Origin of the sequence: Terrabacter sp. Soil810 (assembly GCF_001429645.1) — a bacterium.
GTDB lineage: Bacteria > Actinomycetota > Actinomycetes > Actinomycetales > Dermatophilaceae > Terrabacter.
On the sequence record NZ_LMSW01000012.1, the window covers coordinates 58,078 to 74,877 of the forward strand.

General features: G+C 71.4%; 13 protein-coding genes. 10 read left to right on the forward strand and 3 right to left on the reverse strand.

The window, feature by feature from the left end:
• Positions 1-351: 351 nt before the first annotated feature.
• The 9 genes from ASG96_RS15130 (at position 352) to ASG96_RS15170 (ending at position 9,786) form a co-directional block, all read left to right on the forward strand.
• Positions 352-1,515 carry an acyl-CoA dehydrogenase family protein gene (locus ASG96_RS15130; RefSeq protein ID WP_056759594.1) on the forward strand — a complete coding sequence of 388 codons (1,164 nt, stop codon included), beginning with the start codon at positions 352-354 and terminating at the stop codon, positions 1,513-1,515.
• Positions 1,516-1,583: 68 nt separating this feature from the next.
• Positions 1,584-2,576 (forward strand): glycosyltransferase family 2 protein, encoded by a 993-nt coding sequence (locus ASG96_RS15135; protein WP_082588833.1) that lies wholly within the window; start codon positions 1,584-1,586, stop codon positions 2,574-2,576.
• A 73-nt stretch (positions 2,577-2,649) separates the two neighbouring features.
• The gene (locus ASG96_RS15140; RefSeq protein ID WP_057588485.1) at positions 2,650-3,870 is read left to right on the forward strand and encodes a CDP-glycerol glycerophosphotransferase family protein; all 1,221 of its coding nucleotides are present in this window, start codon (positions 2,650-2,652) and stop codon (positions 3,868-3,870) included.
• A 149-nt stretch (positions 3,871-4,019) separates the two neighbouring features.
• The gene (locus ASG96_RS15145; RefSeq protein ID WP_056759592.1) at positions 4,020-4,820 is read left to right on the forward strand and encodes an ABC transporter permease; all 801 of its coding nucleotides are present in this window, start codon (positions 4,020-4,022) and stop codon (positions 4,818-4,820) included.
• Entirely contained in the window at positions 4,820-5,575 is a 756-nt protein-coding gene (locus tag ASG96_RS15150) for an ABC transporter ATP-binding protein (RefSeq protein WP_056759591.1), read from the forward strand. Before ASG96_RS15145 ends, ASG96_RS15150 begins: the two co-directional genes overlap by 1 nt.
• Positions 5,572-7,518, forward strand: a complete 1,947-nt coding sequence (locus tag ASG96_RS15155) for a DUF5941 domain-containing protein (RefSeq protein ID WP_057588486.1) — start codon at positions 5,572-5,574, stop codon at positions 7,516-7,518. Before ASG96_RS15150 ends, ASG96_RS15155 begins: the two co-directional genes overlap by 4 nt.
• Positions 7,515-8,321, forward strand: coding sequence for a CDP-alcohol phosphatidyltransferase family protein (locus ASG96_RS15160; protein WP_057588487.1), 807 nt, complete (start codon positions 7,515-7,517; stop codon positions 8,319-8,321). The genes ASG96_RS15155 and ASG96_RS15160 overlap by 4 nt, the downstream gene beginning before the upstream one ends.
• Positions 8,321-9,313, forward strand: coding sequence for a glycosyltransferase family 1 protein (locus ASG96_RS15165; RefSeq protein WP_056759585.1), 993 nt, complete (start codon positions 8,321-8,323; stop codon positions 9,311-9,313). The genes ASG96_RS15160 and ASG96_RS15165 overlap by 1 nt, the downstream gene beginning before the upstream one ends.
• 71 nt (positions 9,314-9,384) lie before the next feature.
• Positions 9,385-9,786, forward strand: coding sequence for an adenylyltransferase/cytidyltransferase family protein (locus tag ASG96_RS15170; RefSeq protein ID WP_056759584.1), 402 nt, complete (start codon positions 9,385-9,387; stop codon positions 9,784-9,786).
• Between the two features lie 29 nt (positions 9,787-9,815).
• Here the strand turns inward: ASG96_RS15170 and ASG96_RS15175 are convergent, their stop codons facing one another.
• From ASG96_RS15175 to ASG96_RS15185, 3 genes are all read right to left on the reverse strand, one after another.
• Entirely contained in the window at positions 9,816-12,950 is a 3,135-nt protein-coding gene (locus tag ASG96_RS15175; protein WP_056759582.1) for a SpoIID/LytB domain-containing protein, read from the reverse strand.
• A 267-nt stretch (positions 12,951-13,217) separates the two neighbouring features.
• On the reverse strand, positions 13,218-13,853 hold the full coding sequence (locus tag ASG96_RS15180) for a 3-oxoacid CoA-transferase subunit B (protein WP_056759580.1): 636 nt from the start codon (positions 13,851-13,853) through the stop codon (positions 13,218-13,220).
• Position 13,854: 1 nt separating this feature from the next.
• Positions 13,855-14,646: a CoA transferase subunit A gene (locus tag ASG96_RS15185; protein WP_057588488.1), complete on the reverse strand. Its 792-nt coding sequence runs from the start codon at positions 14,644-14,646 to the stop codon at positions 13,855-13,857.
• A gap of 281 nt (positions 14,647-14,927) precedes the next feature.
• On the opposite strand from ASG96_RS15185, the gene ASG96_RS15190 reads away from it, so the two are divergent.
• Complete coding sequence (locus ASG96_RS15190) at positions 14,928-16,790, forward strand: peptidoglycan-binding protein (protein ID WP_057588489.1); 1,863 nt, start codon at positions 14,928-14,930, stop codon at positions 16,788-16,790.
• Positions 16,791-16,800: the final 10 nt, after the last annotated feature.

Consider the following 16,800-nt stretch of genomic DNA (forward strand, 5'->3'; position numbering starts at 1 on the left):
CGTCGGCAACCTCCACGCCAAACACCGCTGGCACCACAACACCAAGACCGACGGCATCTGGACCTCGCGACCAGTCCCCGACGACGGCCCAGACGACAGTCTCGATGACGGCCTTGAATGGACCACCCTCACCGGCCGCACCTACACCACCCACCCCAAGAACTGGCGCGACGGCCTCGAGCCCCCACCACCACGACACCCACACCCACAATCACCGCCCGAGCAACCTGCCACACCAGCAGCGCTCACCCGATCCGAGGACGACCCANAGCGCATGGTCGCCACGGGGTGGCGTGGCGTGAATCACTAGGACGTCCTACTAAACCGAACTCGCGAGTAGGATTACGCTTCGTGAGCACGAATGCCGACTTCGACCTGTTCCGGACCAGCGAGGACCACGAGGCCCTGAGGGAGGCCGTCCGCGCGGTCGCCGAGGACAAGATCGCCCCGTACGCCGCCGCCGTCGACGAAGAGGCGCGCTACCCCCAGGAAGCGCACGACGCCCTCGTCGCCTCCGACTTCTTTGCGCCGCACGTGCCCGAGGAGTACGACGGCGTGGGCGCCGACGCGCTCGCGACGTGCATCGTCATCGAGGAGGTCGCCCGCGTGGACGCCTCCGCCTCGCTCATCCCGGCCGTCAACAAGCTCGGATCGCTCCCGCTCATCCTCGACGGCAGCGATGACGTCAAGGCCCGCTACCTGCCACCGCTCGCCAAGGGCGAGACGACCTTCTCCTACGGCCTGTCCGAGCGTGAGGCCGGCTCCGACACGGCGTCGATGAAGTGCCGGGCCCGTCAGGACGGTGACGACTGGGTGCTCAACGGCCAGAAGTCGTGGATCACCAACGCCGGCGTGTCGGAGTACTACACGGTTCTCGCCGTCACCGACCCGGACGGGCCCCGGGGTGCCAACGTCACGGCCTTCGTGGTCGAGAAGTCCGACGAGGGCTTCACCTTCGGGGAGAAGGAGCGCAAGCTCGGCATCAAGGGCAGCCCCACGCGTGAGCTGATCTTCGACGACGTCCGGATCCCGGGCGACCGCGTCGTCGGTCAGGTGGGCGACGGCCTCAAGATCGCGTTGCGCACCCTCGACCACACGCGCGTCACCATCGGGGCCCAGGCCGTCGGCATCGCCCAGGGCGCGCTCGACCAGGCCGTCGCCTACGTCAAGGACCGCAAGCAGTTCGGCAAGCGCATCGCCGACTTCGAGGGCATCCAGTTCATGCTCGCCGACATGGCGATGGAGCTCGAGGTCGCACGCCAGATGGTCTACGTCGCGGCGGCCAAGTCCGAGCGCGGCGACAAGGACCTCACGTTCTTCGGCGCGGCGGCCAAGTGCTACGCCTCCGACGTGGCGATGAAGATCACCACCGACGCGGTCCAGCTGCTCGGTGGCGCGGGCTACACCCGTGACTTCCCGCTCGAGCGGATGATGCGCGATGCGAAGATCACGCAGATCTACGAGGGCACCAACCAGGTCCAGCGCCTGGTCATGGCCCGCCAGGTCCTCAAGTAGGCTGGGCGCCGCTCGCGCGGGGAGGCCGGGCCATCGAGCCGTGAGACCCGACGACGAGAAGGACGCCCGTGGACCTGACTCCTGACCTCCATCCGGACCCCGAGCCCGCGGTCAGCGTCATCATGCCGATCCTCAACGAGGAGAGGCACCTTCGCGACGCCGTCGCGATGATCCTCGCGCAGGACTACACCGGACCGCTCGAGGTCGTCCTCGCTCTCGGGCCGTCGACGGACCGGACCGACGAGGTCGCCGAAGACCTCGCCGAGGCCGACGCCCGTGTGCGCGTGGTCGCCAACCCGAGCGGCCGCACGCCCGATGCGCTCAACGCCGCGATCGGCGCCAGCACGGGCGAGGTCATCGTCCGCGTCGACGGCCACGCCGAGATCCCCGACGACTACATCAGCGTCGCCGTGGCCGAGCTGCTCAGGGTCGGCGCCGACAACGTCGGCGGGGTCATGGATGCCCGGGGCACCTCGACCTTCGAGCGCGCCGTGGCGTGCGCGATGCGCAGCCCGCTCGGTGTCGGCAGTGCGCGGTTCCACACGGGGGGCGAGGCCGGCGACGCCGACACCGTCTACCTCGGTGTCTTCCGTCGCGCGGCTCTCGAGCGGGTGGGCGGCTACGACCCGCACTTCGCCCGCGCCCAGGACTGGGAGATGAACCACCGCATCCGCGAGACCGGGGGCAAGGTGTGGTTCACGCCGGAGCTCAAGGTTACCTACCGCCCCCGCGCGTCGGTCAAGGCCCTGGCCAAGCAGTACTTCCACTACGGCCGGTGGCGCCGCGTCGTCGCGCGACACCACGAGGGCACCATCAACCCCCGCTACCTCGCACCCCCGACGATGGTCGGCGTCACCACCGTGGCCACGATCGCCGGTTTCGTGTGGGCGCCCGCCTGGTTGGTCCCGGCCGCGTACGCCGCGGGCGTGACGGCGGGTGGCGTTGCCATCAGCAAGGGGGAGGCCCCGGCGACCCGTGCCGTGACTCCGCTCGTCCTGGCGACGATGCACTGGTCGTGGGGCATAGGGTTCCTGACGAGTCCGGGCCGCCTCAAGCGCTGAACGTGGCTCACCGCCCACGCGGCCGCCACATCGCCCGACCTCACACACACCGCATCGGAAAGGGACCTCGACTGTGCTCGACCAAGCAAGGCTGCTGACGCAGCTGGCCCAGCAGACGGTGCGGCGTCAGGTCGCCAAGCGCAAGCTGTCCCAGCGCCTCGAGCGCACCGGCCTCGAGCCCGGGTCGGACGCGCCGTTCCGCTGCGCGGTCTACTTCTCCGACGAACCGGTCAACCTCTACCAGATCCGGCAGTGGTACGCCCCGCTCCAGGAGCTGGCGAAGACCCAGCCCGTCGTCGTCATCTCGCGCATGCCCGAGACGACGAGCCTGCTGCTCGACGAGTGCCCGCTCCCGGTCGTGCACGGCCCGCGCGTGACCGACATCGAGACGTTCATGGCGGGGCACGAGATCGGGCTCGTGCTCTACGTCAACCAGAACGTCCGCAACTTCCAGATGCTCCGCTTCGCCGAGCCGGCCCACGTGTTCGTGAGCCACGGCGAGAGCGACAAGTCCTACATGGCCTCCAACCAGCTCAAGGCCTACGACCGGGTGTTCATCGCCGGGCCGGCCGCGGCCGAGCGCCTGAGCGGCGCGCTCGTGGAGTTCGACGTCGCGGCGCGCGCGGTCGAGATCGGCCGGCCCCAGGCGGACGTCACCTACGAGGCGCCGCAGCTGCCCGACGACGGGCGCACCACGGTGCTCTACGCCCCGACGTGGGAGGGCGACCGCCAGAGCATGGCCTACGGCTCCATCGCCACGCACGGCGCGTCCCTGCTGACGAGCCTGCTGGCCGACCGCAGGTTCCGGGTCGTCTACCGACCGCACCCGAGGTCCGGGAGCTTCGACCCGGCATACGGCACGGCGTCCTCGCACCTGGCCCGCCTCGTCGGGGAGGCCAACCACGCCGACCCGACCGCCGGGCACGTCGTCGACACCGAGACCGCGTTCGGCTGGCACCTGGGCCGGCTCGACACGTGCATCACCGACATCTCCGCCGTCGCCCTGGACTGGCTCGCCACGGGCAAGCCGCTCGTGCTGACGCGCCCGGCGAGCCCGCGTGCCGACGTCGAGCCGACCCGGCTCAACACGAGCGTGCCCATGGTGACGGCCGACCAGGCGCGCGAGATCGTGGGCATCCTCGACGACGCGATGTCGGCGTCCGACGCCAGCCGCGCCGAGGTCGTGCGGCACTACTTCGGCGACACCAGCCCGGGTGCTGCGACGCAGCGTTTCGTGCGTGCGTCGACCGATCTCATCGAGGCTCGGCTCGCCCGGACGGTGAACCGAGCCTGACAGCGGTCCGGGCCGGCCCCGGACCGACCGCGAACGCGGCACACGGCGAGCACCCCTAGACTTCGGCGAGGATCGGGTGGGGGACCGCCCAGCCCGGCCCTGGATGCAGAGGCCTCGAGACAGCACGAAGGAGAAGGTGGTCTGCGCGCATGATCGGCGTGTCCCAGTTCCGTGGCCTGATGGCCAACCGTCAGGTGCTACGCACCCTCGTGGAACGCGACCTGCGCGTCCGGTATGCCGGCAGCGTGCTCGGCTGGGTGTGGACGGTGCTCGACCCGCTGCTCATGGCGCTGGTCTACTTCGTCGTCTTCACCCTCATCTTCACAGCGCGACAAGCGGGTCACCAGCCCTACTTCCTCCACCTCGTGACCGGTCTGTTCCTGTGGCAGTGGTTCGCCCAGAACATGTCGGAGACGTCCCGGGCGCTGCTGTCCGAGGCACGCCTCGTACGGTCCGCGAACCTGCCGCGTGAGCTCTGGGTGGTGCGGGTCGTCCTCGCCAAGGGCGTCGAGTTCGTGCTCACGCTCCCGGTCATCGCCGCCTTCACGATCTTCTACATGATCACCGGGCAGACCAAGCTGCACTGGACCATCGTGCTCATCCCGGTGTCCCTCGTGCTCACCTTCCTGCTGTCCGTGGGCATCGGCATGATCCTCGCCCCCGTGACCGTGCTCGTGAACGACATGGCTCGCGTCGTCCGCATCGTGCTGCGCCTCGGCTTCTACGCCACTCCCGTGCTCTACAGCGCCGACATGGCTCCGCCCGTGCTGCAGACCCTGCTCGCGCTCAACCCGATGAGCGGCATCCTCGAGCTGTTCCGGTCCGGCTTCTTCAAGGGTGAGATGAACCTCCTGTCGGTCGCCTCGGCCGTGGTGCTCACAATCGTGCTGCTGCTCGTGGGGTCCGTCGTGTTCAAGCGGCTCGAGCCCGCCGTGCTGAAGGAGATCTGATGGCCAAGCCGGTGATCGAGGTGCGCAACCTCGGGATCGAGTTCTACCGCTCCCGTCGTCGGCGCATGTCGCTGCGCGAGATGGTGCTCAAGCGGCAGAACAGCGCCCCCAGCGACACCTTTTGGGCGCTGCGGAACATCTCCTTCGACGTCGCCAAGGGCGAGGCCGTCGGTCTCGTCGGCGGCAACGGCAGCGGCAAGAGCACGCTCCTGCGGATGATCGCCGGCGTCATGCTCCCCGACGAGGGCCACGCCAAGGTGCGCGGCAGGGTGGCGCCGCTCATCGAGCTGACCGGTGGCTTCCTCGGCGAGCTCACGGCGCGCGAGAACGTCTACCTCGCGGCGGGTCTGCACGGCCTGACCAAGGAGCAGATCGACGCGCGCTTCGACGAGATCTTCGACTTCGCCGGACCCCAGGTGCAGGCCGGCATGGACATGCCGTTCCGTCACTTCTCCTCCGGCATGCAGGTGCGCATCGCCTTCGCGCTCATCACGACGCTCGACCAGCCCGTCGTCCTCGTCGACGAGGTCCTCGCGGTCGGCGACCGCGCCTTCCGTGAGAAGTGCTACGAGCGCATGGAGAACATGCTCTCGGGCGGCAAGACGCTCTTCCTCGTGTCGCACAGCGAGCACGACCTGCGCCGTTTCGCCGAGCGAGGCCTCTACCTGTCCTCGGGCGAGCTCAAGGGCGACGGCCCCATCGACGAGGTGATCGCCCAGTACAACGCCGACGCCGACGCGGACGCCGCTTCGTGAGGCTCGACGAGCGCCCGCTCGTCGGCGACGCTCGTGCCCGGGCCGTGCACGGCCGGTCGTCCGGTGGCGACGTCGTCGTGCTCGGCGGCGACGCGGCGACGGACCTGCTCGAGTCGCTCGAGCCCTTCGCGCTCGCCCACCGGGCCGGCGTGGGGGACGGACACGACGTCTCGGCGACCCTGCGGGCAGCCGCGGACGCAGCGGACGCCGTGGACACCGTGGACACCGCGGGACGGACCTCCGGCGCCCCGCTCGTCCTCGTCAGCCACGACCTGCGGATCAGTCCCGTCGCACTCCTCGACGTCCTCGACGGCCCTCGTGACGTGACCGCGGCTGCGGTCGTCGACGGCCCGGTCACCGACCTGCGCGGCGACGGGTCCGACGAGACGCCGGGCGGGTTCGCCCCGGCTCGCGTCGACCCGGTGTCGCGACGCATCACCTCGGTCGGCACGGTGCGCCACGTCGCCAGCGACCCGACCACGTATGCCGCCGGCATCCTCCGCGTCGCCGCGGCCGACCGCGTCCGCGTGGCCGAGGTCCTTCGGGCGGCAGCGACGAGCGAGTCGGCCCGGGAGCCGGGCATGCAGGCCTTCGACCTGGCCCTGCTCGCCGTGGTGCGCGACGCCGTCGTCCCGGTCGTGGCCGTGCCGCTCGCCCACGTCACCGTCGAGCGTGGTCACGAGCAGCGCCAGGGCGCGGCAGGCTCCGCCTGGCAACAGCGTCTGCGGGCGGCGTCGCGCGGCAACGACGGAGTCTTCTCGACGCACGCGATCCGTCCGCTCTCACGCCGCCTCACGGCATACGGCCTCGGTCGTGGCTGGACGCCCAACGTCGTGACCTTCGCCAGCCTCCTCCTCGGTCTCGCGGCGTGCGCCCTCGCCGCCGTCGACACGCGCTGGACGTGGGTCCTGGCTGCCGTCCTGCTCCAGGCCTCGCTCGTCGTCGACTGCGTCGACGGCGAGATCGCCCGGTTCACCCGCCGCTACAGCCCGCTCGGTGGGTGGCTCGACGCGGTCAGCGACCGCATCAAGGAGTTCACGCTGGTGGCTGCGGTCGCGTGGGTCGCGGCTCGGCGCGGCGACGACCTGTGGTGGCTCGCCATCGTCGTGCTGGCACTGCTCGCAGCCCGACATGCCGAGGACTTCGCCTACGCCATGCGTCACCGGGCCCTGTCGACCCGGCCGCTCGCGTCCCGTCCCCTCGACGTGCCCGGCGACGGGGGAGCGCAGGGGGCCCGCACCGTCGTGCCGGCCGCACCGACGGGCCGCGCCCGCGTCGTCCGCGACATCAAGCAGGTGCTGCATCTGCCGATCGCCGAGCGCTACCTCGTCATGTCGGTCGGCCTCCTCGTCTACAGCCCCGCCTTCCTCCTGTGGGCGCTCGGGATCGCGTCGGCCGTCGCGTTCGCGTGGACCCAGGTGGGGCGTCTCGGCAAGGCCGCGACGCGACGCGACCGTTTCCGCGCCGACCACCCGGACCCGACGCTGCCGCACCTCGTCGACCTCGCCGTGGTGCCGCGACCGACCGGTCGCGGGCGGTTCGCCTGGCAGGTGCCGGGGTTGCTCGTCGCCGTCGAGGCGGCGGCCCTGCTCCTGGCCGCGGGGCGTGACCCGGCTGCCGGTGCGGCCGCCTACGCCTGGCTCGCCGCGGTCTGCTGGCACGTCTACGACAACGTCTACCGCCTGCGCGAGACGGGCAGCGGCACGCCGCACGCCCTCGTGCGCGCCACCCTCGGCGTCGAGGGGCGCGTCGTCGTCCTCGCGCTGATCGGCGGCTTCACCGACCGTCCGGCCGCGCCGCTGCTCGTCGGCGCGGTCCTGCTCATCGTGGCGTATGCCGCCGAGTCCGCCCGCGGGTGGCGCGCGGTCATCGGGTCGGCCCCCGCCGGTCGGGCCACCGATGCGGCAGTGGACGGTTCGACACGGCAGGATGGCTCCTCGTGACGCACGACCCGACGAACGACCGCCCGAGCATCGCCGAGCTCAAGGCCGTCGCGCAGCCGCCCGAGCACATCGCCCGCTACAACGCGGAGCACTGGGCCGGCGCGCTCTACATCCGTCACCTGTCGATCTATGCCACGCGGGCGCTGCTGCCGACGCACATCTCGCCCAACGGCGTCACGTGGCTGATGATCGTCACCGGTCTGCTCGGGGCCCTCGCCATCCCGTTCGGCGGCATCGTCGGGCCGATCGTCGCGGTCGTCGCCATGCAGCTGCAGATCCTGCTCGACTGCTCCGACGGCGAGGTGGCCCGGTGGCGGCAGCGGTTCTCGCCCGCCGGCATCTACCTCGACCGCATCGGGCACTACGTCACCGAGGGGGCGATCCCCGTCGCGATCGGCCTGCGCGCCGACGGCTGGAGCCTGTCCGCGCCCGGCGACGTCGGCGGCTGGACGGCGCTCGGCATGCTCGTCGCCCTCGGCGTCCTGCTCAACAAGGCCTTCACCGACCTCGTCCACGTGGCCCGGGCCAAGACCGGTCGCCCGCCGCTCGAGGACGTCGAGGGCACGGCTCGCCCCAAGGCGTCGGGGATGGCCCGGCTGCGTGGCGCCTTCGACTACGTCCCCGTCTTCCGGGCGTTCGTCGCCGTCGAGGCCTCGATCCTTGCGCTCGTCGCGGCCGTCGTCGACGCCGTCCACGGCGACCTGCTCGGCACGCAGGTCCTCGTCGTCGCCATGGTGCCGCTCATCGTCTTCACGGCCGGGGGTCACCTGCTGGGCGTGCTGTCCAGCTCGAGGCTCGACTGATGACCGGCGACGAGGCGCCCCTCGCGCGGCCGGCGCCGCTGCCGGTGCTGCAGTGGGCCCAGGAGCACGGCGAGGTCGGCGGCGTGCGCACGAGCCACGCGCAGCTGACGGCCGTCCTGCGGGCCGAGGGCATCCCGGTGTCCTACGTCGACACGGGGTCGGCGCGACGCGCGGCGGCGATGCTGCCGCGGCTCGGCCGCCGCTCGCTGCACCTGCTCCACCTGACGCGCCTGTGGCGGGCCATGCTGCTCGCCCCGGCGTTCGCGCTGCTGCCCGGACGCACGGTGCTCGTGCTGCACTCGGGATCGACGAGCGGGCAGGTCGAGCGGATGACCGCGTGGCGCCGGCGTGCGCTGGTGCTCGCGCTCTACGCGTACGACGAGATCTGGGCCGTCAACGACGAGATCGGGGCCATCCTCCCCGCGGCACTGCGCGCGCGCATCACGGTCGTGACGCCCTTCGACTCGTCGGCGGCGCCGGTGCCGAGCCCCTACGAGCGTGAGGCGCACGCGCTGGCCCTCGCGACGAACGCCGGGCTGGCCCACTACAACGCGCTGCTCGGGATCGAGACCACGCGCCTCGTGCGCGAGCGGTGGCCCGACGCGACGCTCACCGTCCTCGCGTACGGCAACGACACCCCGGAGGTCGACGCCCTGCGCCGGCTCGCCGAGACCGAGCCGTGGATCTCCGTGGCCTTCGACTCGCCGCCGGACCAGGTGTCGGCCGTCCTGTCCCGCGTCGGCACCTTCCTGCGCCCGACGAGCTGGGACGGCGACTCGGTCATCGTCCGGGAGGCCCAGGCCGCCGGAGCCACCGTCGTCGCGAGCGACACCGCTCCTCGTCCTGCAGGCGTCGTGCTCGCCGCTCTCGAGGCCGGGGCCCTCGCTGCCGCTGTCACGGACGGGGGACCCGTCAGCGACGGCAGCGGTCTCGCCCAGACGACGCTCGCCCAGGCCGTCCGCGCCACCGAGTCCGCCGCGGCTCGTCGCTGAGCAGGCGGACCGGTACCCTCGCTGACGACGAGGTGGGTCGCCCGCCCCGTCCACCCTGCCCTAGGAGAAGAGTGAGCAACCGGACCGTCATCACCTTCGGGACCTTCGACGTCTTCCACGTCGGCCACGTCCGAGTGCTCCAGCGTGCCGCCGAGCTCGGCGACCGCCTCGTCGTCGGGGTCTCGGCTGACGCCCTCAACATCGCGAAGAAGGGCCGACCGCCGGTCTTCAACCAGGACGAGCGTCTCGAGATCATCTCGGCGCTCAAGGTCGTCGACGAGGTCTTCGTCGAGGAGTCGCTCGAGCTCAAGCGCGACTACATCGTCGAGCACGGCGCGGACGTCCTCGTCATGGGCGACGACTGGGCCGGCAAGTTCGACTGGGTCGGCGACGTCTGCGAGGTCGTCTACCTGCCGCGCACCCCGTCGGTCTCGACCACGGGTCTCATCGAGCACATCGCCAGCCTGGGCTGACTCCCGCCCGGGCCTCCGCCGTCGCCGGCCTACTGCCCCCAGGCCACCGTGGACGCGTACGTCCCCGCCGCGAGCGGCGCCGTCAGGCGAGCTGCTGCCTGGACGCGGTAGACGAGCAGCTTCCCGTCGCTCGCGCGCCGGGCCAGGAGGTCGTCGCGGCCGTCGCCGGTGAGGTCACCGATGCCGCGGACCGCGCTCATCGCGTTCCAGCCCGAGGCGCCGATGTCGACGGCGGGGCGGAAGCCGCCGGTGCCGTTGCCCGGGTAGAGCACGAGCGCGCCGTCCGTGGCCCGCACCGCGACGAGGTCGCGCCGGCCGTCACCGTCGTACTCGCCGGAGGTCACCTGGCGGAGGCCGCCCCACCCGGTGCCGATCGTCGTGCTCGACACGATGCGTCCCGTACCGTCGCCACGGTGCAGGACGAGTCGCCCGTCGGTCGTCCGCGCGGCGATGTCGGTCTTGCCGTCGCCGTCCCAGTCACCCACGGGCACCACGAGGTTCACCGAACCCCACCCGGTCGCGAGCTGGTAGCGGCCCGCGTTGAGACCGCTCCTGCCCAGGCCGGGGTAGTACCAGGCCGTGCCGGCTGCGTCGATGGCGACGACGTCGCCGAGGCTGTCCTGGCTCCACGGGCCGACAGCCGCCGCCGCACGCATCCCGCTGAAGCCGGCAGACAGGATCTGCTTCGTCGTGAAGGCCATCGACCCGGTGTAGCTGACGGTCTTCAGGGTCGATCCGGACGGCAGGATGACGTCGGGGAGCCTCTCGCCGGTGACGTCGCGCGGCGAGATCGGGACGGACCGGACCGGGGCAGAGGTCACGGTCCACCACGTGCTGCGCAGGCCGAGCCGGGTCCGGAACGTGTCGCCGCTCACCGTGCTCGTGCCGGCGGATCCGGCGACCGTGACGGAGGCGACGCGTCCGCCCCACGTCCCCGTGCCGCCACCGCCGGTGCGGGAGCCGACGGCGATGGTGCGCAGGGTGCCGACGGTGGGGAAGGCCTTCTCGACCGACGCCGCCGTGAGCGAGGTCGTCCAGGCGCTCGGGTTGGACGCCGAGACCACGGCGCCGTCATAGGGGTCCGTCTTCGCCGGGAGGTAGGCCGTGCCGCCACTGACCGTGCGGCCGCCGTTGGACGCGGAGTACTGCGTGTAGGCCGGCTTGCCGCCGTAGGTCAGGACGTTGCCGGCCGTCGCGGTCGTGGCGTTCGTCGACCGCGTGTCCTCGTACCGGCGGACCAGGGTGCCCGCCGAGCTGTAGTCCGCGATGCCGTTGTACGCCTGGCACGACACGTCGCAGATGTCGTAGACGCGCGAGCCGGCCGCTGCGCGAGAGTGCGCGGCATACGTGCGGGCGGCGACCGCCTGCGCCGACAGGGCCGCTGCGGGCCAGCTCGCCGACATCTCGACGGGCACCACGGCGCGGGTGTAGCGCTCGGAGCCGACGAGGTTGACGGCATACGCCTTGCCGGAGACGGGCACGACCCGCACCGACCCGGCGTACTCGCGCTGGGTGCCGCTCGGCAGCAGGACCCGGACCGAGGACGTGGAGGGACGGCTGACCGTGAGCGGCAGCGTCGACCCCCGCCAGGTCGTCACGACGAACCAGCCGGCGCCCGAGTTCGCCTGCAGCGTCACGGCCGAGCCCTCCGGAACGATGCGCCATCGATAGGTGCTCGGGAGGGTGGACTGCCGCTTGCCGTCCGAGACGACCATGCCGCTGACGTTCGAGAACTGGGTGCCGGACGTGCCGACGGCGGAGAGCCAGACGCGCAGCGTCGGGTCCCCCTGGGCGGTGCGCGTCGTGCCGGGGTAGTAGAAACCGACGATCTGCTGCCACGTCAGGGCCTTCGTCGCCGCGCCGTAGGCACCCCACTGCGACAGCCCGACGCCGTGGCCGAAGCCGCGACCCGAGAGGGCGAACGTCGAGGAGGCCGGGCGGGCGTACGTCTCGAGGGCGGGGACGGCCGGCTGGGGGTCCCACTGCCCGTCGCGCCAGATCGTGCCGGCGCCGCTGCGGATGGCCGGCAGCTGCTGGGCGTATGCCGTGTCGCCGGGGCAGCCGGTCAGGCTGAGGTCCCGGTGCCCGATGGTGCGCGGCAGGGTCACCCTCTCGCCCGGGTCGAACTTCGAGTTGCCCGCGGAGGTGAGGGTGACCGAGCTCGTCGGGTCGAAGAGGGACCGGTCGGCCTCCCACGCGACGAGCTTCGTCACCGTGCTCTGGGTGGCGGCCGGGAAGGGGACGGACGTGAAGTCCCCGATGACGGAGATGCCGGTCGTCTCGGCGTTGAAACCGCCCGCCTGGGCCCCCTGGACGAAGCCGTCCGGGCTGCCCTTGCGGCCCTCGTAGGCCCGACCGAAGCGGTCGACGAGGATCTGGTAGCCGATGTCGCACCAGCCCTGGCTCTGCGTGTGGTACGAGTAGATCGAGCGGATGATCGCGGGCGCCTGGTCGGCCGTGTAGGTGTTGGAGTTGACCGTGTGGTGCACCACGACGGCCTTGAACCCGGGAAGACGTTCGGCGTCGCAGGTGCGCAGGCTCTCGTCGGCGCCCCACTCCGCGCGAGAGATGATCGTCGGTCGCGTGACGGCGGCGACGGCCGAGCCCGCGGGCGTGGCCAGGGCGTCGTCTGCGCTCGAGCGTCCTCCGTCGACGAGGCTGGCCCGAAGGCCGCGGGGGAGGGTGCCGTCAGGGGTCGTCACGCGGACGTCGAGGCCGTCCGAGCCGGCCGCGGCGACGGCCTCGGTGCCGGGGCGGGCGTGGCGCGCGTCGGCGGAGCCCGGGTCCGGACCGTCCCCGTCGAGCTCGAGGTCGGTCCAGCCCGACCATCCGCTCTCGCCGTGGGTCCGCACCTCGACGTGGGTCCCGGCGGGCGGTGCCGAGTCGAAGGTGACACCGGCGAGGTCGAAGTCGACGCCCTGCACCTGCTTCGTGGCGACGACGGGGTCACCGGCGCCGTGGCGGTCGACCGCGTCGGCACCGGTGCCGGACGCCGTGGTGGAGCGTTTCGCGGTGCCCGCGCCGACGCCGGCCACGGCGGGGATCGCGACGTCGTGGACGACCGGTGAGACCGGTCGGGGCGTGGCACCCGAGGTCACGGTGGGAACGACCATGAACGTGGCGCTGAGCGCGACGACGGTGAACGAGGTGGGGATGAGGCGCACGAGAGTCACTCCTGGGTGGAAGACGGCGATCGTCCCAAATGTCCCATTTATTGACGTAAACACAAGGCCTTGTTGGCCGATTCGTGACCGTACCAGCCGAATTCACAGGAAAGACCGCAATTGCGCAGACCGAATGACAAAGGGAGGTAAATTCCCGCGTTCCCGCAGGCACGGAAAATGCGCGGTCACGACATTCGTGACCGCGCCTTCTCTCGTTCTCGGAAGCCGGTGGGAGGGGCCGGTGGCTCAGCCGTGGGTGGGCGCCGGCTACAGGTCGACGATGAGCTCGGGCTCGGTCTTCTCGCGCACCTCGGCCTCGGTGACCCCGGGTGCGAGCTCGCGCAGCACCAGGCCCGAGTCGGTGACGTCGAGGACGCAGAGGTCGGTGATGATGCGCTGGACGACGCCACGGCCGGTGTAGGGCAGTGAGCACTCCTTGACGATCTTGTAGGACCCGTCCTTGGCGTTGTGCTCCATGAGCACGATGACCTTCTTGGCGCCGTGGACGAGGTCCATCGCACCACCCATGCCCTTGACCATCTTGCCGGGGATCATCCAGTTGGCGATGTCGCCGCCCTGAGAGACCTGCATGGCGCCGAGGATGGCCGCGTCGACCTTGCCGCCGCGGATCATCCCGAAGCTCGTCGCCGAGTCGAAGAAGGCCGCACCCTTGCGGAGGGTGACGGTCTCCTTGCCCGCGTTGATGAGGTCGGGGTCCTCGTCGCCGTCGAACGGGTAGGCACCGACGCCGAGGATGCCGTTCTCGGACTGGAGCACGATCTCGACGTCGTCGGGGACGTAGTTGGGAACGAGGGTCGGCAGGCCGATGCCGAGGTTGACGTAGGCGCCGTCGGCCAGCTCGGCGGCGGCGCGCGCGGCCATCTGCTCACGGGTCAGAGCCATCTCAGGCCTCCTGCTCGGTGGTCGTGCGCGGGCGGACGGTGCGGCGCTCGATGCGCTTCTCGGCAGCCTGCTCGGGGGTCAGCGGCAGCACGCGCTGGACGAAGATGCCGGGCAGGTGGATCTCGTCGGGGTCGAGCTGCCCGGGCTCGACGAGCTCCTCGACCTCGGCGACCGTGACGCGGCCGGCCATGGCGCACAGCGGGTTGAAGTTGCGGGCGGACTGGTTGAAGACGAGGTTGCCGTGACGGTCGCCCTTGGCGGCACGCACGAGACCGAAGTCGGTCGTGATGGCCTGCTCGAGGACGAAGGTGCGCGTCTCGCCCATCCAGTCGAAGTCCTGGGTCTGCTTGGGCGGCGACGCGACGGCGATGTTGCCGGAGTCGTCGTAGCGCCAGGGCAGCCCGCCCTCGGCGATCTGGGTGCCGACTCCCGTCATCGTGAAGAAGGCGCCGATGCCGGAGCCGCCGGCGCGCAGTCGCTCGGCGAGCGTGCCCTGCGGTGTCAGCTCGACCTCGAGCTCGCCGGAGAGGTACTGCCGCTCGAACTCCTTGTTCTCGCCGACGTACGAGCTGACCATGCGACGGATCCTCTTGTCGCGCAACAGGATGCCAAGGCCCCAGTCGTCGACGCCACAGTTGTTCGAGACGGCCTCGAGGTCGGTGAGGCCGGCGTCGTGGATCGCCGCGATGAGGACGGAGGGGATGCCGCAGAGGCCGAAACCGCCGACCGAGAGCGACATTCCGTCGCTGATCCCGGCGATGGCCTCCTGGGGGGTGGAGACGACTTTGTCCATGGGTCGGACTCTATCCGCGCCGCCGCGCGCCGGTGCCGTGGGGTCGCCCTACACGAGCGGGTCGACCTGTGGTCGCCGGGCACGTATGCCGTCCGGCTCCCGGAGTGGCCGAATGACAGCCGTGTCATTCGACGCCGTCGAGAAGAACACCCCTGTAATTCAGCGGACTGCCTTGTGATGGGTGTGACTGGAGTGCATAAATGGTGCGGGAGTAAACCCACTGCACGCCACCCACCACCCCATGTCTCGACCCGGCTCCAACGCCTGACAAGAGGTTCACCATGGCCCTGCGCCGACGCCCGCTGGGCCTCGTCCTCGCCCTGCCCGCGCTGACGGTGCCGATGACGGCGACCCCGGCCGCGGCGGTCCAGGCACCACCGACCCGGACGCTCCCGAGCGCGCTCGACGTCTACGTGCCCTACCAGGGGCAGACGATCTGCGACCCCGTGGCGCGGCCCGGCGTGCTGGCGTTCGCCCGGCTCATGACCTCGCACTACGGGATGGGCTCGACCGGCCTCATCGGGCGCACGTGCGGCAGCGGCCCCTCCGAGCACTACGACGGCCGTGCGTGGGACTGGATGCTCAACGTCAGCAACCCCTCGCAGGAGGCGGTCGCCCAGTCCGTGCTCGCGTGGCTGACGGCCCCCGACAAGAACGGCGTCAAGGGGGCGATGGCCCGTCGCTTCGGGATCATGTACATCATCCACGACCGGAAGATGTGGCGCTCCTACGCGACGGAGCGCGGCTGGGCGCCGTACTACGGCTCGTCGCCGCACACCGACCACGTCCACTTCAGCTTCAACTACGACGGGGCGGCGGGCCGCACGTCGTGGTGGACCGGCGTCGCCACGCGCAGCTACCTCACCACGCTCCCGCCGGCGGCGTCGAGCATCCCGACCACGCCGACGACGCCGGTGACGACGAAGCCGGTCGTGCTCTCCTACGGCATGCGCTCCGAGGCGGTGCGACAGCTGCAGGTGCGCCTGGGCAACCTCCCGACCACCGGCTACTTCGGCGACCAGACCAAGGCCCGCGTCATCGCCTACCAGGCCTTCGTCGGACTGCCCCGCACCGGCACCGCCGACCTGCGCACCCAGGAGATCCTCGCGACGCGCGGCTGGAGGAGCGTCACCGCCGCCTACCCGACGCTGAGGCTCGGCATGACCTCGGCCGCCGTCAAGGTCCTCCAGACGAAGCTCGGATCGCTGCCCACGACGGGCTACTACGGCTCCATGACGCGGGCCCGGGTGACGGCCTACCAGAAGTTCGTGGGGCTGCCGCAGACCGGCGTCGCCGACCCCGTGACCCAGGCGCGGCTGTGGGTCCGTGGGTGGACCGGCACGGCGGCCTCGGGCGCGACGACGCCCGCCTACCCGACCCTGCGGTTCGGCATGACGTCGGCGGCCGTCAAGACCCTGCAGGCCAGGCTCGGCTCGCTGCCCACGACCGGCTACTACGGCACGATGACCCGCGCGCGGGTGACGGCGTACCAGCGGTTCGCCGGCCTGCCGCAGACCGGCGTCGCCGACTCCACGACCCAGCAGCGTCTCTACACGCGCGGCTGGTCCGCCACGGCGACGGCCGCCCTCGTGGGCCGCCCGACCGTGACGACCGCAGAGCTGCCCACGACCACGACCGGGAGGGACCTCGCCATGACCACCTACGCCAGCACGTCGTCACGCACCAGCGCCGGGGTCGCCAGCGTCGACGTCGGCACGAGCTACACGGCATACAAGAGCCTGACGCTCGCGACCGGGTCGCGGGGCGCGGCGGTGCGGGTGCTCCAGCGCGCCCTGGGTGGACTCGCCGTCGACGGCGTCTTCGGCTCCGTGACACGGGACAAGGTCGTCTCGCTGCAGCGGTCGCTCGCCCGGCCGCAGACCGGGCTGGTGACGCCCGAGCTCTGGGACGTGCTCGAGGCGCGTGACTTCCCGTTCGTGGCCGACCGGTCGACGGTGCTGCGCGCGGGTGACACCGGACCCCAGGTGGTCGCCGTGCAGCGCCTCCTCGGGGTGCGTCAGACCGGCATCTTCGACCTGGCGACGCGTGAGGCGGTCAAGGCCGCCCAGGCGCACGCCGGTCTCGCGAGCACCGGGGTCGTGGCCTCCCGGACCTGGTCCCTCTTCGACCGCCTGTCGGCGTAACCGGCTGCGG